This window comes from Raineyella antarctica, assembly GCF_900092135.1.
Classification (GTDB): Bacteria; Actinomycetota; Actinomycetes; order Propionibacteriales; family Propionibacteriaceae; genus Raineyella; species Raineyella antarctica.
Genome location: NZ_FMYF01000007.1, coordinates 119,268 through 137,813 on the forward strand (window position 1 = coordinate 119,268; position 18,546 = coordinate 137,813).

Genomic DNA, 18,546 nt, shown 5'->3' on the forward strand with positions numbered 1-18,546 from the left:
GCCATGATCGACTTCACCCACGTCTCGCTCCGCTACGACGGCGCCCCGCGCCCGACCCTGGACGACATCGACCTGCACGTCGAGGAAGGCGAACTGGCCCTGCTGGTCGGCCCGACCGGCTCGGGCAAGTCGACCCTGCTGCGCGCCACCAACGGCTTGGTCCCCCACTTCACCGGGGGCCTGCTGACCGGCCGGGTCACGGTCGGGGGTCGGGACACCGCCGAGTGGCAGCCCCGCGACCTGGCCGACCTGGTCGGGCTGGTCGGACAGGACCCCGCCTCGACCTTCGTCACCGACACCGTCGAGACCGAGCTCGCCTACACGATGGAGTCCCTCGGTGTCGGCCCACAGACCATGCGGGTCCGGGTCGAGGAGACCCTCGACCTGCTCGGCCTGGCCGACCTGCGCAACCGTCCGGTGACGACCCTGTCCGGCGGCCAGGCCCAGCGGGTCGCGATCGGCTCCGCGCTGACAGCCCACCCGCGGATCCTGGTGCTGGACGAGCCGACCTCCGCCCTCGATCCGCAGGCCGCCGAGGACGTCCTGTCGGCGATCCGTCGCCTGGTCGACGACCTGGGCATGACCGTGCTGATGGCCGAGCACCGGCTCGAGCGCGTGGTGCAGTACGCCGACCAGGTGGTCGAGATCGCCGCCGGCCGGATCGTCCGCTCCGGTGATCCCTGCCGGGTGATGGCCGATGCCGCAGTGGTGCCGCCGATCGTCCGGCTGGGCCGACTGGCCGGCTGGACACCGCTGCCGCTGTCGGTCCGCGACGCCCGCCGCCGGGCCCGTACGCTGCGGGACGGCCTGCCCGAGGTGCCCCCGCCGCGCACCACCCACGCCGGCCTGCCGGGCCGGGTACTGGCCTCCAGCCACGGCCTGACCGTCCGGTACGGGCGGGTCGAGGCGCTGCGCGGGATCGACTTCGAGGCCCGGGCCGGGGAGATCTGCGCGCTGATGGGCCGCAACGGCGCCGGCAAGTCGACCCTGCTGTCGGTGCTGGCCGGCCTGGTCGCCCCGACCTCCGGGACGGTGGAGGTCGGTGGGGTGGTACCTCGCCGGTCCACCCCGCGCGAGCTGGTCCGCCGGGTCGGGATGGTCCCGCAGGATCCCGCCGACCTGCTGTACGCCGCCTCGGTGGCCGAGGAGTGCGCCACCGCCGATGCCGACTTCGACGTCCCGGCCGGGACCTGTGCCGCCCTGCTGGCCGACCTTGCCCCGGACGTCCCGGCGTCACGGCACCCGCGGGACCTGTCCGAGGGCCAGCGGATGTGCCTGGCCCTGGCCGTGGTGCTCAGTGGGTCGCCCGACCTGCTGGTCCTGGACGAACCGACCCGGGGCCTGGACTACAGCGCCAAGCAGCGACTCGGCGCCCAGCTGGCCCGGCTGGCCGCGACCGGGCACGGCATCGTGCTGTCCACCCACGACGTCGAGGTGGTCGCCACGCTGGCCGACCGGGTGGTGGTGGTCGCCGATGGCGAGGTCGTCGCCGACGGGCCAGCCCAGCGAGTGGTGACCGGTTCGCCGATGTTCGCCCCGCAGGTGGCCAAGGTGCTCGCCCCGCTCCCCTACCTGACCGTCGGGCAGGTCGCCGCGGCCCTGGAGCAGGTGGCATGACCCGCCCCGCCCCCATGACCCGGGCCGCCCGACTGTCCCTGATCGCGATGGGCCCCCGTTCGGCAGCGGCCCTCGTCGCCGCCTCACTGGTCGGCCTGCTGGCGTTCGGGTGGCCGTTCTTCGTGCCGGTCGGCCAGGAGTCCGGCGCGCACGCGATCAGCCACACCCAGGACGCCCCGTGGCTGTTCGTGGCGGTCCTGCCGCTGCTGGCCGCCGTGGTACTGGCCCAGCTGTCCGAGGGCGGGATGGACGCCAAGGTGGTGGCGCTGCTGGGGATGCTCACCGCCGTCGGCGCCGGTCTGCGGGCGATCTCACCCGGCGTGGCGGGACTGGAGCCGGGCTTCTTCCTGTTGGTGCTGGCCGGCTACGCCTTCGGTCCGGGCTTCGGCTTCGTGCTGGGGTCACTGTCGATCGTGGCCGGCGGGCTGCTCACTGCGGGCGTGGGGCCGTGGATGCCGTTCCAGATGTTCGCCGCCGGCTGGGTCGGGGCCGGGGCCGGACTGCTGCCCGGGGCGGCCCGGCTGCACGGTACGGTCCGGGCCTGGCAGCTCGGCCTGCTCGGCGCGTACGGGACGGTGGCGGGCCTGGCGTACGGCTTGGTGATGAACATCTGGTTCTGGCCCTTCACGGCCAACGGGACCGGCCTGTCGTTCATCGCCGGCGACCCGCTGGCCGCCAACCTGGCCCGGTACGGCGCCTTCTGGCTCGCCACCTCGCTCGGCTGGGACCTGCCCCGCGGCGTCATCACGGCCCTGCTGGTGCTGGCCTTCGGCCGCGGACTGCTGCGCGCGTTCGCCCGGGTGTCCCGGCTCGCGGCCTTCGACGCCACCCCGGCATTTCCCGGCGGCGACCCCCAGAATGTGAACCGCGCGTAAACTATCGACATACGTCTGGTTCGCCCTCGGGAGCTCGTGCCGACCGCTTGGCTCTATGGAGGCCGCCATGCCCAACCTGCCGATCGCCCGCCGGCGAGAGCTGCTGCTGGACGCCGGGGTGCGCGTGATCGCCCGCTCCGGGGTCGCGGCGGCCACCACCCGGGCCATCGTCAACGAGGCAGGCATGCCGTTGGCCTCGTTCCACTACGCCTTCACCAACCACGAGGAGTTCCTGCTCCGGCTGATCGAGCGCCAGCTGGTCCCGGCGCCGTCCCCCGAGCCGACCGCCGACACGTTCCCCGAAGCCCTGGAGCAGTTCTTGGGCGAACTGCTCGTCCAGGACGCGGCGACCCAGGGCGTGGTGGCCGAACTGGCGATCTACGGCGTGTTGCGCGACGGGTTGCGGGAGGAGACGTCGCAGCGTCTGGCCGACTACGACCGACAGCTGGCCGACGGCCTCCAGCGGCTCGCGGACGACTTCGGGATGGAGTGGACCATCGCGCCGGAGCGGCTCGCCAAGCAGGTCAACGCGTGGCGGTTCGGGGCGGTGGTCCAGTCCGCGTACGCCCGCCGCGGCGCCTCGTACGTCCATGAGAGCGGGGCGAAGGAGTGCGCCATCCTGCTCGGTGGCACCGCGCGCCCCGCACGCGCCGCCTCCTGACCGGACGGTCGGGTGACGCGGTCGATCCGGCAGCTCGGTCGATCCGGCAGCTCGGACGATCCGGCTGGATCAGTCGATCCGGGTGCGGTGGAAGTTCAGGTACGAGCGGCTCGGTGTCGGGCCGACCTGGCCCTGGTAGCGCGATCCGGTCCGGTCCGAGCCGTACGGGGCCTCGGCCGGTGAGGAGAGCCGGAAGAAGCAGAGCTGGCCGATCTTCATGCCCGGCCACAGCTTGATCGGCAGCGTGGCGACGTTGGACAGCTCCAGGGTGACGTGACCGCTGAAGCCCGGGTCGACGAAGCCAGCGGTCGAGTGCGTCAGCAGGCCGAGCCGGCCCAGCGAGGACTTGCCCTCCAGCCGCGCCGCCAGGTGCGTCGGCAGCGTGACGACCTCGTAGGTGGAGGCCAGCACGAACTCGCCCGGGTGCAGGATGAACGGCTCGTCGGGCCCCTCCGGCTCCACCATCCGGGTCAGCTCCGCCTGCTCCTCGGCGGGGTCGATGTTGGGATAGCGGTGGTTCTGGAAGATCCGGAAGTACTTGTCCAGACGTACGTCGACACTGGCGGGCTGGACCATCGCCGGGTCGAACGGGCTGAGGCCGATGGCACCGGCCTCGATTTCGGCGGAAATGTCGCGGTCCGACAGGAGCATGGCACGACCCTATACCGAGCAGCCACGCCTGCCGCACGGCATACGGCGTACGGTCGCTGATCGCGCTGGTCTGCGGTCGGTCGCGCCGGCCTCTCGCTGTCCGGGCGGCGGCCGGGAGTGCGCGTCCGGTCGTCGAGGTCGGTCAGTCGAGGTCGGAGGTGCCGCGGCCGGGGCCGAGCCAGCGGGCGGGGTCGCGGATCACCCGGTCCAGGGCCACGTAAGCGGCGCCGGTGGCCCCGGGGGCCGCGGTGGCCGGGGCGAGCACGACCAGGGGCTTGGCCAGCGGGTCGGACAGGAGTCGGTGGCGCATCTCCTGCTCGACCGGCCCGGTCAGGTACTCCCCGATGACGGCGAGGTCACCGCCGAGGACGAGGGTCGGCATGTCGAGCAGGTTCACCACGCTCGCCAGCACCGATCCGAGCGCGTGCCCGGCAGCTCGCACCGCCTCGACGGCCAGCGGGTCACCGGCCCGGACCCGGGCGAGCAGGTCGTGGATCGAGGCGCGCGGCGGCATCCCGGCGGCCAGCAGCAGGTGGTGGCGGCCCAGGTACTGCTCGAGACAGCCGTGCGAGCCGCAGCGGCAGGCCGGCCCGTTCGGGTCGACCGTCATGTGTCCGATCTCGCCGGCCCAGCCATGCGCACCGACGATCTCCCGACCGTCGAGCATCATGGCGGCGCCGACACCGATGTCACCGTGCAGGTAGATGAAGCTCGACCACGGCCCGGGGTGCCCGGGACGGGTCTGGGCCACGGTGCGGGCGGCGAGGTTGGCCGAGTTGCCGACGCTGAAGTCGATCTCGGGGCCGAGCACCTCTTCCAGGTACGGGTAGGGGTCCACGTCGGTCCAGCCGAGGTTCGGCGCCACGAGCAGGCGTGCGGCCGACATGTCGACCAGCCCGGGCAGCGACAACGTCGCCCCGACCAGTACCTGGCCCGGGGCCATCTCGTCCAGGATCTCCTTGACCATGACGCCCAGGTGCCGCAGTGCCTTGGCCGGGTCGGACCCGGTCAGGTCCAGCTGGTCCAGGCTGTCGGCGAGCACCCTGCCGGACAGGTCGACCAAGCGGGCGGCGAGCAGACCGACGCCGACCTCCATGCCCAGACCCACGTACGAGCCGCGGGCCGGGATGAGCGGGACCGCCGGGCGGCCGCGCCCGGAGACGCTGATCGCCGGCAGGGACTCGAGGATCCGCCCCTCGATCAGGGCGTCGACCAAGCGCGAGGACGTGGAGCGCGTCATGTGCGTCTCGTCGGCGAGCCGGGCCCGGGAGACCGGGTGGTCCTCGTCGCCGAAGGCGAACACGTGGCGAGTGATGAGCTCGAGGTTGGCTTCGCGGAGGGACCCCTGGCGGACTCCCAGGTCCACGCGGTGGCGTTGTCGGGGCATGCGTCAGGCGCGATCGATCAGGATCGTCACGCCGTCACCGAGGTCGAGGATCCACCCGGGCTGGACCGCGACGGGCTCGCCGGGCACCAGCTGGTGGCGCTGGCCGGCGAGCGAGGGATCACCGCCGACCGGGCCGGTGATCAGCACGGTGCCGTTGGTCGAGTGCAGGTCGGTGACCTGGACCGTACGTCCGACCGGCTCGACCTTCACGTGGGTGCGGCTGATGTCGTGCGAGGGGCTCGGCACGGTCATCAGCTTGGGGACCCCGGTGCCGCCGGCCTTGCCCGCGTTGGGGGCCCGGCCGATCAGCACGATCCGGTCGACGGTCACCGGCGCACCGGTGATCGGCCGCAGGATCGCCATCACTGGCGCGGTGGCCTCGTGGGGGCGCTCCTCCTGGGGCTGCTCCCGGTGGGCCTCGTGGCCGGCAGCACTCGCGCCGGCACCGGAGGCTGCGGCGCCGATGAGCCCGGTGCCGGACACGCCGGCGGGTCCGGCCGGTTGCGCCGCTCCGGACCGATCGGCGGGAGCGGACGGGCCGGGCTGGGTGGCTCCGGGCGCAGTGGGGCCGGGCGCGGCCGGGGTCTCGATCGGGACGGACGGGCCGGTCGCCCCGTCCGGGACGTCGAGCAGTTCAGTGGCTGCCATCGGCCCGGTGGCGTCGGCGTCATGGTCGGATCCGGGCGCGCCGGAGGGGACGTCGAGCAGTTGGGTAGCCGAGTCGGGGCCGGTTCGGCCCGTGTCGGTGGCGGGACGGTTCCACACCGGCGCGGCCTGCGGTTGCTGCGCCAGCGAGGCGTCCATGTCCTCGGCGGCGGCGTCATCGGGGTCGATGCGAGCCTGGGAGCCGGTGCCTCCGACCTGTCGTTCGTCCCAGGTCTGCGGCTCGTCGTCCCAGGCGGCGGGTACGGCGGCCAGCTCGGCCGTCCGCGGCTCGTCGTCGGCGGGGTAGGCACCGGTCTCGGCCGGGTGGGAACCGTGGTGGTGCACCACCGAGGGCTCGTCGGACTCGGGGTGCACCGGGTCGTACACCTGGCCGTGCGGGTGCTCGGGCTCGTGTCCACCGGGGTGTTCCACGCCCGCCGGACCAGCGGCACCAGCAGCACCAGCAGCACCAGCAGCACCAGCAGCACCAGCAGCACCAGCAGCACCAGCAGCGATACCCGCGGCCAGGCCGCCGGCGGCGAGGGCTGCGGCAGCGCCGGCAGCAGCACCAGACCCGGCAGCAGGTCCCGCAGCAGCTCCGGCAGGGGCAGCCCAGCCGGACGTGTCGTGGCGCGGCGCCTCGGTCCTGGCCGGCTCGACCACCGACGCACGCGGCGCGGCGGGCGGGCTCTTCACCAGGCGCTCGGCGGAGGTCTCGACCACCAGGGATCCGACCCGTGCCGCGCCGACCACCAGCGGCAGGTGCAGGACGTCGTCGCCGGCGGGAGCCTCGTCGGACGGCACGATCGCGACCGTACGGACGTCACCGAGGCCGACCTCGTTCCACGTCCGGACGCCCTCGCCGCTGGCGATCACGTCACCGGTGGCCGGGTCGACGACCCGGAGGCGACCGCGGACGAGGCTGTGCATCGAGCCCGCGTCCCAGAACAGCGCGACCATGTCGGGCATCTCGGTCACGCCGGCGCGACCGAGCTCGGCCACGAGGTCATCGATCGACGCGGTCGGGACGATGGACTCCCAGAGGCGGGTGAGGAAACGGCCGGCGCGCGCGGGGGCGGGCGGCATCACCACCAGGGCGTCGGGGCCGGCGAGCGCGACCCATTCCCCGGGGGCGTACGTGACACGCCACGTACCGATCGGCTCGGTGGACTCCTGGCTTGCGGCCTGCGGGCCCTGAATGTTCATCGCCCATCCCCTACGTCGACAACTACGACTGACACATTGTCACGTGCACCGTAACCCAAGGCACCCTCAAGAAGGGTCTGACAGGCCGTAGCAGGGGGCTGCGGACCGAGGAGGACGGCCTCGATCTCAGCCATCGGGACGGCGTTCACCAGCCCGTCGCTGCACAGCATCAATCGCTGGCCCGGTTCGAACGGCAGCAGCCACACGTCGCTCTCGGACTCCTGCTCCGACCCCATCGCGCGGGTGATCACGTTGCGCAGCGGCGTCTTTTCCGCCTCCTCGGGGTCGAGGACGCCGGCGTCGATCATCTCCTGCACCAGCGAGTGGTCGACGGTGACCTGCCGGACCCGGCGCCGCCCGTCCTCCTCGTGGACCAGGTAGCAGCGCGAGTCACCGACGTTCAGCACCATCCAGAGGTCGGTGTCGTCCACCCGGACCACGACCAGCGCACACAAGGTGCTGCCGGCGCCGGGGTTCTCGTCGTGCAGGCCCACAACGCGCCGATGCGCGGCCTTCACGACGGCCGCCACCTCCTCCACGTCGACGGCGCGGCCGACGAGCGTACGGAACTCCTCGACGATCGCCTGGCTGGCCAGCGCACCCCCGGCCTGGCCACCGATACCATCCGCGACGAGGAACACCGGAGGGTCGGCCAGCACCGAATCCTGGTTCTCGGCCCGGACGGTTCCCTTGTCGGTCAGTACGGCGTAGGTGAGCGTCTCCACGCCTGTGATCCTAGTGAGACCGGTTCCATCGGGCGGACCCGGTCCCCGGGCGCAACCGGATCGTCACACCCAAGGGGTCCCGGACGTGCATCGGCCGGCCCGGGCGCATCGCCCGGACCGGCCGCTACAGCGTTCGGACCACCCGTACGGGTCGGCCCGGTTCAGGCCAGGATCAGCCCTGCGCACCCAGCGCCGCACGCGCCGCCGCGAGGCGGGCGATCGGCACGCGGTACGGGGAGCAGGACACGTAGTTCATCCCGATCTCGTTGAACAGCTCGATCGACTCCGGGTCACCGCCGTGCTCGCCGCAGACACCGGTCTTCAGGCCGGGCTTGGCCTTGCGACCCTTCTCGACCCCGATCCGGACCAGCTCGCCGACACCGTCGCGGTCGATCTGGGCGAACGGGTTGGCCGGGATGATGTCGTTGTCGATGTACGCGTTGAGGAAGGATCCCTCCGCGTCATCACGCGACAGGCCGATACCGGTCTGGGTCAGGTCGTTGGTGCCGAAGCTGAAGTAGTCGGCGTACTCGGCGATCTGGTCAGCGACCAGGGCCGCGCGCGGCAGCTCGATCATCGTGCCGACCGTGTACTCCAGCTCGATGCCGGCGGCGGCGATCTCCTCGTCGGCCACCCGGACGATGATCTCGCGGAGGCGCTTGAGCTCCTCCGGGTAGGCCACCAGCGGCACCATGATCTCCAGCACCGGGTCGCCACCGCGCTGCTTGACGGCGATCGCGGCGCGGACGATGGCCTTGGTCTGCATCACCGGGATCTCCGGGTACAGCAGGGACAGGCGGCAGCCACGCAGGCCGAGCATCGGGTTGGCCTCGGACAGCTTCTTCACCCGGGCCAGCAGGGCCTCCTCCCTGGTGATGTCCTCCTGCGAACCGCCGGTCAGGCGCAGCTCCTGGACCTTCAGGTTCTGCTCGACCAGGCCGGGCAGGAACTCGTGCAGCGGCGGGTCGAGCAGTCGGATGTTGACCGGCAGGCCGGTCATCGCCTCGAAGATCGACTCGAAGTCGGACTGCTGCAGCGGCAGGATCTCCGCCAGGGCGGCCGCCCGCTCGGCCTGGTCCTCGGCCAGGATCATCCGCTGCACGGCGGGCAGGCGGACCTCGTCCATGAACATGTGCTCGGTGCGGCACAGGCCGATGCCCTGGGCGCCGAACTCGCGCGCCTTGGCGGCATCAGGACCGTTGTCCGCGTTCGCGCGCACGACCAGCGACTTGACCTCGTCGGCCCAGCTGATGATCCGCTCGAAGTCCTCGTCCATCGCCGGCGGGATCAACTTGACCGCACCCTCGAAGACCTCACCGGTGGTGCCGTCGATCGAGATGATGTCGCCCTCGTGCCACGTACGACCGTTGACCGTGACGACCTTGTTGGCGGCGTCGATGGCCAGCTCGTGCGCACCGGCGACACAGGGGGTACCCATGCCGCGCGCCACGACGGCCGCATGGGAGGTCATGCCGCCGTGGGAGGTCAGCACGCCCTGGGCCTGGATGACCCCGTGGATGTCGTCCGGGGTGGTCTCCCAGCGCACCAGCACGACGTCCTCGCCGGCCTTGCCACGCTCCTCGGCGGTGTCGGCGTCGAACACGATGGCACCGACGGCGGCACCCGGGGACGCGTTCAGGCCGGTGGTGATGGCCTCCGGCTTCGCGTCGGGGTCGATGCCGGGGTGCATCAGCTGGTCCAGCTGGCCCGGCTCGATCCGGCGCACGGCCTCCGTCTTGTCGATGATCCCCTCGTCGACCAGGTCACCGGCGACCCGCAGCGCTGCGCGGGCGGTGCGCTTGCCGTTGCGGGTCTGCAGCATGTAGAGCTTGCCATCCTGGATGGTGAACTCCATGTCCTGCATGTCCTTGTAGTGCTTCTCCATCAGCTCCATCGTCTCGATGAGCTGGTGGTACGCCTCGGGGAGGACCTGCTCCATCTCCTCCAGCCGGCGCGGCGTACGGATGCCGGACACCACGTCCTCGCCCTGGGCGTTGGTGAGGAACTCGCCGTAGAGCTCCTTGGCGCCGGTGGAGGGGTTGCGGGTGAAGCAGACACCGGTGCCGGAGGTCTCGCCCATGTTGCCGAACACCATCTGCATCACGTTGACGGCGGTGCCCATGGCTGCGGAGATGTTGTTCGCCCGACGGTAGACCTCGGCCCGCGGGTTGTTCCAGGACTTGAACACGGCGTCGACGGCGCGGCGCAGCTGCTCCATCGGGTCGGTGGTCCAGGCGCCACCCAGGGCGTCGCTGGAAAGGCGCTTGTACTCCGCCACCAGCGCCTTGAGATCCTCGGCATCCAGGTCGGTGTCGCTGGCGACGCCCTTGGCCTGCTTGGCCGCGCTGAGCGCGTCCTCGTAGATGTGCGGGGCGATGCCCTCGACGACCTCCCCGTACATGGAGATGAAGCGGCGGTAGGAGTCCCAGGCGAAGCGCGGGTTGCCGGCCTCGGCACCGAGCGCCTCGACCGAGGAGTCGGAGATGCCCAGGTTCAGGATGGTGTCCATCATGCCGGGCATGGACTGGACCGAGCCGGAGCGTACGGAGACCAGCAGGGGCTTCTCCGAGCCACCGAGCGTACGACCGGTGCGCTCCTCGAGGCGCTTCACGGCGGCCTGGATCTGGTCCCAGAGTCCGGCCGGCCACTCGCCGGTCCGCATCGTCTCGACACACGCGGTGGTGGTCACGGTGAAGGCGTCGGGTACCGGCACACCGATGCGGTGCATCTCGGCAACACCGGCACCCTTGCCGCCCAGGAGGGGCTTCATGTCCGCATTGCCGTCTGCAAGGTCATAGATGTAGGGGCTGGAGGCCTGTTCTGTCATCAAACTTCTCCTCTTCTGTGCCGAACCCCTCTGTCCGGCAAGTCGGGTTCCGGTGGTCAACCGGAGGGAGCATCCTCGTGGGATGCGGACCATACCCGTTGCCGGGAGTTCAGGTGGGGGGTTTCGCCGAGGCGCGGGGCGTGGCCCGCGGCTCACCGGCGATCTCCCTGAGGTGGGCGCCGGCCTGGAGGGCGCGGCGCTCGACGGTCTCGATGATCTTGGCGGCGCTCTCCTCCAGGGCGACCGAGGTGGTGTTCATCACCACGGCCCCGAGCCGGCGCTGCAGCGCCACGATCTGGTCGACCTCGTCGTACACCCGGGCCAGGTCGGCGTAGCCGTCCTTGCGGTTGCGCAGGCCGGTGCCCTGGCCGAGGCGTCCCACCCGCTCCTTGCGGATCTCGACCAGCCGCTCCGGGTCCATGGTCAGCCCGACCAGCCGCCAGCGGTCGACCGCGGCAAGCTGCGCGGGCGGGTCGATGCCGAGCACGAGCGGGACGTTGGCGGTCCGGTAGCCGAGGTAGCCCAGGTACATCGACAGCGGTGTCTTGCCGCTGCGCGAGGCACCGAGCAGGACGATGTCCGCGCTCCTCAACCCCTCGAGGTGCTGGCCGTCGTCGTGCTGGATGACGTAGTGCATGGCGCCGATCCGGGTGAAGTAGTCCGCCTCCACCCCGACCGGGCGCATCGGGACCAGGTCGGCTTCGGTCCCGGTGATCTCCTCGATACTGCGCAGGGTGGGGCCGAGCAGGTCGGAGTGTCGTACGCCCATCTCGTCGCAGGCCCGGTTCACCAGGTCGCGCAGGTCGGGATTGACCAGGGTGGTGAGGACGATCCGGTCGTGCGGGCGGCCCTTCAGGCTCTCCACCGCCGACAGCACGCCCTCCACCGAGGTGATCCGGGGATGGCGGATGATCCGGAACCGGCGCGACGGGAACTGCGCCTGTGCCGCGCGGGCAAGGCGAGCCGCCGTCTCTCCCGTGGAGTCGGCAATGACATGAACTTCAAGGACTTCCCCCGCCACGAGGAGCACACTAGCCCCCGCCGGTGAAGGATCGCGGGGGCAGGTCCGCACCGTTCCGCAACCGGGGACAACGAAGCGGAATTCCGACCACCTGCTGAGACGGCGGCCCATCGGGTGCCGGAGTCCGGGACGCGTCCCGCTGCCCGGCACGGACGTCCGGGCCGCCGGCTGTGGCCGGGACCACTAGGCTCGGGGAATGCACAAGCTCGACGCGGTAGACGACCTGATCCTCGACGAAGCCCTCACGGTCGATCCCGCGGAGTCGGGGGACGCGTCCGAGGAGGACGCGTTCGGGTCCGGCGAGGACACCGACGAGGCCGGGTCCGGCGAGGACCTCGCCGACGCCCCGGTGCTGGTCCTGGAGGCCCCGGCCGTCGCGGCCGAGCTGGCCGGCCAGGGACGTACGGTCCTGCACCGTTCCGACCAGCTCGAGGACGAGGCCGACGTACCGGCCGAACTGCTGGAGTCCTGGGACGACCCGCGGCTGGCCGAGGTCCGGCTGGTCCTGCTGCGCCTGCCGGCCAACCTGAACGCGCTAGACGAGCTGGCCGAACTCGTCGCCACCCACTGCCACCCCGAGGTCAGGCTGGTCGCCGGCGCGCGGGTCAAGCACATGACTCGCGGGATGAACGACGTGCTGGCCGCCCACTTCGGCGAGGTCCGGGCCAGCCTGGGCGTACGCAAGTGCCGGGTGCTGCACGCCGCCGGCGCCCTGCCCGACGCCCGCGGGACGCAACCGACCTGGCCCCGGGAGGCGGCCCTGGAGGAGTTCGGGCTGACCGTGCTGTCCCATGGCGCCACCTTCGCCGGGAACAAGCTCGACCTCGGCACCCGCCTGCTGCTCGGCCAGGTCGCCGACCTGAGGCCCGCCCCCGGCGCGGACCGGGCGGTCGACCTGGGCTCGGGATCGGGCATCCTCGCCACTGTCCTGGCCCGCAACGGCTGGCAGGTCACCGGGGTGGACTCCTCCCGTGCGGCCGTCGCCGCCACCGCGGCCACCGCCGCGGCGAACCGGGCCACTGTCGAGGTCCTCCGCACCGATGCCCTCACCGACTGGTCGGCCGCCGACCTGGACCTGGTCGTCTGCAACCCGCCCTTCCACGTCGGCTCGGCCAAGGACTCCTCCCCGGCGTTCCGGATGATCGCCTCCGCCGCCCACGCCCTGCGGCCGGGAGGTGAGCTGTGGTGCGTCTACAACGCGCACCTGCCCTACCTGCCGGCGCTGCGCCGCGACGTCGGCCCCTCCGAGGTCGTGGCCCGCGACCGCAGCTACATCGTCACCCGCAGCACACGGGAGTCCTGACCCGCGTCCGGACCGTTGGACCGGTCGTGTTGAATTGCGACGTGAGTTCCGTGTCTTTCCAGCCCGCCACCCCCGCACCCGTACGCAAGCAACGGGGGCACCACCGGACCAGCGGCTGGGTACCCAACCAGCACGGCGCCTGGGCCATGGTGATCGTGCCCTGGGTGCTGGGCACCTGGCTGCGCTTCCACCAGGGCCGCGGCGCCGCGTACGCCCTGGTACTGGGCCTGTTCTGGTTGGTCGGCTACTTCACCTTCCATGCGACCTCGGTCTGGCTGAAGTCGCGCCGCCAGGCCCGGTACCGGCGCCCGGTGCTGGTCTACGGCGCGATCACCGCGGCCCTGGGCCTGCTGACCTGGGCCCTCGCCGGGGTGGCCCTGGCCTGGTGGGTGGTCCCGTTCGTCCCGGTGCTCGCCGTGGCGCTGGCCCTGGCCGCCTCCCGCCACGAGCGGGCCCTGGTCGGTGGCCTGCTCACGGTCGCGGCCGCCTGCCTGGTCGTGCTGGTCGCGGCGTACGCATCGCCGGCCGAGGTCCCGTCCTCCGACGGCACGGCGGTCGGCCTGGCGCTGGCGTGCCTCGGCTACTTCGGCGGCACGGTCTTCTTCGTGAAGTCGATGATCCGCGAACGCGGCAATGCCGGCTTCCTGGCGATGTCGGTCGGCTGGCACGTGGCAGTGCTGGCCGCGGCCGTGGTGGCGAGCCTGCTCACCGGCTTCCCCTGGGCGTGGGCGGTCCTGTTCGCGATCCTGGTCGTACGATCCCTCGCCCTGCCGCTGGTCGGACCGATGCGGACCGACGGCCTGCGGTTCACGCCCAAGCAGCTCGGCCTGGCCGAGGGTGTCTTCTCGCTCGCGCTGATGGTGATCGCGTTCACGACCTCGTAGAGGCGCCCGGAGGAACGACGATTTCGAGTGAGCCACCCCACACTGGTAACGTGGTGGAGTCCGTGAGGGAGTATCCGCAACACACCACACGTCAGCACGTCGGCCCCGATGGGCCCGACCGGGTGGTGCGGCCTGGCCCCGAGGGGTGAGGCGGAGAGACTTGCGAGGCGACTTCTGTCGACTCCTTGGAAGGACTCCCACCCATGACGGTCTCACCGTTGGTATGGACCCTCACCGTAGCCCTGATCCTCGGGATGCTGGTCTACGACTTCGTGTTCCACGCCCGCAAGCCGCACGTCCCGACCATGCGCGAGTCTGCGATCTGGTCCGCCGCGTACGTCGGCATCGCCCTGGTCTTCGGCCTGGTGGTACTGGCCCTGTGGGGCGGCGACTTCGCCGGCCAGTACTACGCCGGCTACATCACCGAGAAGGCGCTCAGCGTCGACAACCTGTTCGTCTTCCTGATCATCCTGGCGACCTTCCGGGTGCCGCGGCAGTACCAGGAGGAGGTGCTGCTGTTCGGCATCGCCTTCTCGCTGATCGCCCGGACCGGCCTGATCTTCGTCGGCGCGGGCCTGATCAACCAGTTCGCCTGGGTCTTCTACATCTTCGCCGTGATCCTGCTCGCCACCGCCGGCTCGACGCTGAAGGAGGCCCTGAAGGGTGACGAGGAGGAAGAGGGCGACAGCCGATTCATCAAGCTGATCCGCCGGATCTTCCACACCTCTGACGAGTACGACGGCAACAAGCTGTTCACCCACCTCAACGGCCGCCGGGTGATGACGCCGATGCTGCTGGTGATGATCGCGATCGGCGGCACCGACCTGCTGTTCGCCCTCGACTCGATCCCGGCGATCTTCGGCCTGACCCAGGAGGTCTACCTGGTCTTCACCGCGGTCGCCTTCTCGCTGCTCGGCCTCAAGCAGCTGTACTTCCTGATCGACGGCCTGCTGGACCGCCTGATCTACCTGTCGTACGGCCTGTCCGCGATCCTCGGCTTCATCGCAGTGAAGCTGTTCCTGCACGCGCTGCACGAGAACAACCTGCCCTTCATCAACGGCGGCGAGCACGTGACGGTCTTCGAGATCACCACCAGCCTGTCGCTCAGCGTGATCATCGGCATCCTGGTGGTCACCGTGCTCGCCTCGCTCTACAGCCCGAGGGGCCGGGCCATGTCGGTGGTCAGCGCCACCGAGATGCTGTCCGAGCGCTACCTGCAGTTGCCGGCCGACGCCACCGACTCCCAGCGCGACGCGATCAGCCGCAAGCTGGCCCGCCAGCTGCAGCGGATGCCGCGGATCTCCGACAGCCTGAAGGACGAGCTGATCTCCGACAGGCGCCACTACATGGAGCTGCTGCACGAGGTGCACGGTGAGCACCTGGACTACCTGAGCGCCCGGCAGTCCTCCGACGACACCTCCTCGGCGGAGTCGGCCGAGCTGGAGCGCCGCAAGACCGCCTTCAGCGACATCGTCAACCCGGCCGCCGAGTCGGTCGGCTCGGCCGAGGAGTCGGTCGGCTCGACCGCCCCCGAGGGCAGCAGCGAGGGGCGCCCGCAGCACCACTGACGTACGTCACCGGCGCCACTGACGTACGTCACCGGCCCGTACGTCCCGGCAACCGTTCCTCCGGCCCCCGGCCCGTGCCCGATGCACGGAAATCCGGGGGCCGGAGTGCGCCTGATAGACTGCGCCGGTTGAACAGAAGGGACGACGCATGGCGGTTTCCGGCCTCACCTGGGTGCTCACCACCCTCTTCGTCGTGGGGATGCTGCTCTTCGACTTCATCTTCCACGCGCGCAAGCCGCACACCCCCGGGCTCAAGGAGTCGGCGGCCTGGTCCGCTCTCTACGTCACCATCGCACTGTCCTTCGGCCTGTTCGTGCTGTGGCACTGGGGCCCGAACTTCGCCACCCAGTACTACGCCGGCTACGTCACCGAGCTCTCCCTGAGCGTGGACAACCTGTTCGTCTTCCTGATCATCATGGCGTCGTTCAAGGTGCCGCGGGAGTCCCAGCAGGAGGTGCTGCTGTTCGGCATCGTGGTCTCGCTGATCTTCCGCTCGGCGCTGATCTTCGTCGGTGCCGCAGCGATCAACGCGTTCGCCTGGGTCTTCTACATCTTCGGCCTGATCCTGCTGATCACCGCCGGCTCCACGCTCAAGGAGGCCCTCAGCGGGGACGACGACGAGGAGGAGTCCGGGGAGAACTTCTTCATCCGGGCGGTCCGCCGGGTCTTCCACACGTCCGACCAGTACGAGGGCAACAAGCTGTTCACCCAGCTGGACGGGCGTCGCGCGATGACCCCGATGCTGCTGGTGATGATCGCGATCGGCGGCACCGACGTCCTGTTCGCCCTCGACTCGATCCCGGCGATCTTCGGCCTGACCCAGGAGGTCTACCTGGTCTTCACCGCCGTGGTGTTCTCCTTGATGGGCCTGAAACAGCTGTTCTTCCTGATCGACGGGCTGCTGGACCGGCTGATCTACCTGTCGTACGGGCTGTCGGCGATCCTGGCCTTCATCGCGGTGAAGCTGGTCCTGCACGCGCTGCACGAGAACAACCTGCCCTTCATCAACGCCGGGGAGCCGGTGCCGGTGCTGGAGATCACCACCCAGATGTCGCTGGTGTTCATCCTCGGCGTGCTGGCGGTGACCGTGCTGTTCTCGCTCTACAGCCCGCGGGGACGCGCCATGGCGATCATCCGCGCCACCGAGGACCTGGCCGAGCGCTACCTGGCCCTGCCGGCCGACGCGCCGCTCGAGGAGCGTACGCGGATCAACCGCCAGCTGGGCCAGAAGCTGGGCGGGATGCCGCGTATCCCCGACCACCTCAAGTCGGAGCTGATCGAGAACGAGCAGCACTACCGCGACCTGATCCACCGGGCGCACGGCGAGCACCAGGACTTCCTCTCCCGGGCGACCGAGAGCCGCTGACCTGAGGCCGGGCATCGTACGCCGCTCCTCCCTCGTCCGCAGAGTGATCCGTCGGACTCGTTGCCGGTTCCTGCCCCCCGCGAGCGGGCGACCTGTAGGTTAAGCAGTGCAAAGCTGCACCCCTATTGGAGGACTTCATGGGCAATCGGATCCACAACGCCGCGTACCAGAGCAAGGTGATGAGCGCCGAGGACGCCGCCGCGCTGATCAATGACGGCGACAGGCTCGGTGTCTCGGGCTTCACCGGCTCGGGCTACCCCAAGGCGGTGCCGATCGCCCTGGCTGCTCGCGCGAAGGCCGAGCACGAGGCCGGCCGCTCCTTCCGGGTCGGCCTGAACACGGGCGCCTCGACCGCCCCCGAGCTGGACGGCGAGCTGGCCCTCGCCGATGCGGTCGACTTCCGTACGCCGTACCAGTCCGATCCCGAGACCCGCAAGCGGATCAACGCCGGCAGCATCAACTACGCCGACATCCACCTGTCGCACATCGCCCCGCAGGTGCGCAACGGCTTCCACGGCAAGATGGACGTCGCGATCATCGAGCTGACCGCCATCAAGGCCGACGGTTCGCTGGTCCCGTCCTCCTCCATCGGCAACAACCAGGCCTGGCTCGACGCCGCCGACCGGGTGATCTTCGAGGTCAACTCCTGGCAGTCCGAGGACCTGGAGGGCATGCACGACGTGTTCGGCGGCCTCCGCAAGGCGCCGCTGGACTTCGCGATCCCGGTCTTCCACGCCTCGGACCGGATCGGCAGCAAGTACCTGACCGTCGACCCCGCCAAGGTGATCGCGGTCGTCGAGAACGACACCCCGGACCGCAACTCGCCGTTCAAGCCGCTCGACGACGTGTCCAAGTCAATCGCCAGCCACCTGCTGGACTTCCTCGACCTGGAGGAGAAGGCCGGCCGCCTGCCCGACCCGATGCCGGCCATGCAGTCCGGTGTGGGCAACATCGCCAACGCCGTCCTCGCCGGCCTGCTGCACGGCCAGTTCGAGAACCTGACCTCCTACACCGAGGTGATCCAGGACGGCATGGTCGACCTGATCGACTCCGGCAAGCTGAGTGTCGCCTCGGCCACCGCGTTCTCGCTGTCCCCGGAGTACGCGAAGAAGATGAACGACAACGCGAAGTTCTACCGGGACAAGATCATCCTGCGCAACCAGGAGATCTCGAACAACCCGGAGGTCATCCGCCGTCTCGGCATGATCGCGATGAACGGCATGATCGAGGCCGACATCTACGGCAACGTGAACTCCACGCACATCATGGGCTCGCGGATGCAGAACGGCATCGGCGGGTCGGGCGACTTCGCCCGCAACGCCGCGCTGACCGTGTTCGTCACCCCCTCCACCGCCAAGGACGGCGCCATCTCGGCGATCGTGCCGATGGTCTCGCACGTCGACCACACCGAACACGACACCGACCTGATCATCAGCGAGTACGGCGTCGCCGACCTGCGCGGCAAGTCCCCGCGCCAGCGCGTCCCCGCGATCATCAAGATCGCGCACCCGGACTTCCGTCCGATGCTGGAGGAGTACTTCGCGGTGGCGCAGAAGGTCGCCAACGGCCAGCACACCCCGCACGACCTGTCCCAGGCCCTCAGCTGGCACCAGCGCATGCTGGCGACCGGCACCATGAAGGTCTGAGGCTCCTGAGCACCAGGTCCTGAGCACACGAGGGGCGGCATCCGGGCGACGGGGTGCCGCCCCTCGTCCGTGCCCATGACCGGTCCGAGACCGCAACACCCGCCGAATGTCGCCGCCGCCGGTGTCCGCGCACTAGTCTGAAACCGCACGGGTCGGGGGCCCCG

General features: G+C 70.5%; 14 protein-coding genes. 8 read left to right on the forward strand and 6 right to left on the reverse strand.

The window, feature by feature from the left end:
* Positions 1–3 precede the first annotated feature (3 nt).
* The 3 genes from GA0111570_RS11845 to GA0111570_RS17690 all read left to right on the forward strand — a co-directional run bounded on the left by GA0111570_RS11845 (position 4) and on the right by GA0111570_RS17690 (position 3,153).
* Complete coding sequence (locus tag GA0111570_RS11845) at positions 4–1,617, forward strand: ABC transporter ATP-binding protein (RefSeq protein WP_092611295.1); 1,614 nt, start codon at positions 4–6, stop codon at positions 1,615–1,617.
* Positions 1,614–2,492, forward strand: a complete 879-nt coding sequence (locus GA0111570_RS11850; RefSeq protein ID WP_245703173.1) for an ECF transporter S component — start codon at positions 1,614–1,616, stop codon at positions 2,490–2,492. Before GA0111570_RS11845 ends, GA0111570_RS11850 begins: the two co-directional genes overlap by 4 nt.
* A gap of 67 nt (positions 2,493–2,559) precedes the next feature.
* Entirely contained in the window at positions 2,560–3,153 is a 594-nt protein-coding gene (locus GA0111570_RS17690; protein ID WP_175557466.1) for a TetR/AcrR family transcriptional regulator, read from the forward strand.
* Positions 3,154–3,222: 69 nt separating this feature from the next.
* On the opposite strand, the gene dcd is transcribed toward GA0111570_RS17690, so the two are convergent.
* The 6 genes from dcd to GA0111570_RS11885 form a co-directional block, all read right to left on the reverse strand.
* Positions 3,223–3,804 (reverse strand): dCTP deaminase, encoded by a 582-nt coding sequence (dcd, locus tag GA0111570_RS11860; protein ID WP_092611298.1) that lies wholly within the window; start codon positions 3,802–3,804, stop codon positions 3,223–3,225.
* A gap of 142 nt (positions 3,805–3,946) precedes the next feature.
* Complete coding sequence (locus GA0111570_RS11865) at positions 3,947–5,170, reverse strand: ROK family protein (protein WP_217634140.1); 1,224 nt, start codon at positions 5,168–5,170, stop codon at positions 3,947–3,949.
* Positions 5,171–5,194: 24 nt separating this feature from the next.
* Positions 5,195–7,042: an FHA domain-containing protein gene (locus GA0111570_RS18430; protein WP_092611304.1), complete on the reverse strand. Its 1,848-nt coding sequence runs from the start codon at positions 7,040–7,042 to the stop codon at positions 5,195–5,197.
* Complete coding sequence (locus GA0111570_RS11875; RefSeq protein ID WP_175557467.1) at positions 7,039–7,767, reverse strand: PP2C family protein-serine/threonine phosphatase; 729 nt, start codon at positions 7,765–7,767, stop codon at positions 7,039–7,041. The genes GA0111570_RS18430 and GA0111570_RS11875 overlap by 4 nt, the downstream gene beginning before the upstream one ends.
* Before the next feature lie 172 nt (positions 7,768–7,939).
* The gene (gene ppdK, locus GA0111570_RS11880; protein ID WP_092611310.1) at positions 7,940–10,594 is read right to left on the reverse strand and encodes a pyruvate, phosphate dikinase; all 2,655 of its coding nucleotides are present in this window, start codon (positions 10,592–10,594) and stop codon (positions 7,940–7,942) included.
* A gap of 109 nt (positions 10,595–10,703) precedes the next feature.
* On the reverse strand, positions 10,704–11,615 hold the full coding sequence (locus GA0111570_RS11885) for a pyruvate, water dikinase regulatory protein (protein WP_092611413.1): 912 nt from the start codon (positions 11,613–11,615) through the stop codon (positions 10,704–10,706).
* A 196-nt stretch (positions 11,616–11,811) separates the two neighbouring features.
* On the opposite strand from GA0111570_RS11885, the gene GA0111570_RS11890 reads away from it, so the two are divergent.
* The 5 genes from GA0111570_RS11890 (at position 11,812) to scpC (ending at position 18,382) form a co-directional block, all read left to right on the forward strand.
* Positions 11,812–12,918: a class I SAM-dependent methyltransferase gene (locus tag GA0111570_RS11890; protein WP_092611313.1), complete on the forward strand. Its 1,107-nt coding sequence runs from the start codon at positions 11,812–11,814 to the stop codon at positions 12,916–12,918.
* A 41-nt stretch (positions 12,919–12,959) separates the two neighbouring features.
* The gene (locus GA0111570_RS11895) at positions 12,960–13,802 is read left to right on the forward strand and encodes a YwiC-like family protein (protein ID WP_092611316.1); all 843 of its coding nucleotides are present in this window, start codon (positions 12,960–12,962) and stop codon (positions 13,800–13,802) included.
* A 203-nt stretch (positions 13,803–14,005) separates the two neighbouring features.
* The gene (locus tag GA0111570_RS11900; protein WP_092611319.1) at positions 14,006–15,370 is read left to right on the forward strand and encodes a TerC family protein; all 1,365 of its coding nucleotides are present in this window, start codon (positions 14,006–14,008) and stop codon (positions 15,368–15,370) included.
* Positions 15,371–15,518: 148 nt separating this feature from the next.
* Positions 15,519–16,736, forward strand: a complete 1,218-nt coding sequence (locus GA0111570_RS11905; protein ID WP_092611322.1) for a TerC family protein — start codon at positions 15,519–15,521, stop codon at positions 16,734–16,736.
* Positions 16,737–16,873: 137 nt separating this feature from the next.
* Positions 16,874–18,382 (forward strand): succinyl-CoA:acetate CoA-transferase ScpC, encoded by a 1,509-nt coding sequence (scpC, locus tag GA0111570_RS11910; protein ID WP_092611325.1) that lies wholly within the window; start codon positions 16,874–16,876, stop codon positions 18,380–18,382.
* Positions 18,383–18,546: the final 164 nt, after the last annotated feature.

Bases quoted from the DNA above. Each gene is read 5' to 3' on its own strand.
- GA0111570_RS11845 (WP_092611295.1), top strand. From the start codon at position 4: ATGATCGACTTCACCCACGTCTCGCTCCGCTACGACGGCGCCCCGCGC.
- GA0111570_RS11850 (WP_245703173.1), top strand. From the start codon at position 1,614: ATGACCCGCCCCGCCCCCATGACCCGGGCCGCCCGACTGTCCCTGATC.
- GA0111570_RS17690 (WP_175557466.1), top strand. From the start codon at position 2,560: ATGCCCAACCTGCCGATCGCCCGCCGGCGAGAGCTGCTGCTGGACGCC.
- dcd (WP_092611298.1), bottom strand. From the start codon at position 3,804: ATGCTCCTGTCGGACCGCGACATTTCCGCCGAAATCGAGGCCGGTGCC.
- GA0111570_RS18430 (WP_092611304.1), bottom strand. From the start codon at position 7,042: ATGAACATTCAGGGCCCGCAGGCCGCAAGCCAGGAGTCCACCGAGCCG.
- ppdK (WP_092611310.1), bottom strand. From the start codon at position 10,594: ATGACAGAACAGGCCTCCAGCCCCTACATCTATGACCTTGCAGACGGC.
- GA0111570_RS11890 (WP_092611313.1), top strand. From the start codon at position 11,812: ATGCACAAGCTCGACGCGGTAGACGACCTGATCCTCGACGAAGCCCTC.
- GA0111570_RS11900 (WP_092611319.1), top strand. From the start codon at position 14,006: ATGACGGTCTCACCGTTGGTATGGACCCTCACCGTAGCCCTGATCCTC.
- GA0111570_RS11905 (WP_092611322.1), top strand. From the start codon at position 15,519: ATGGCGGTTTCCGGCCTCACCTGGGTGCTCACCACCCTCTTCGTCGTG.
- scpC (WP_092611325.1), top strand. From the start codon at position 16,874: ATGGGCAATCGGATCCACAACGCCGCGTACCAGAGCAAGGTGATGAGC.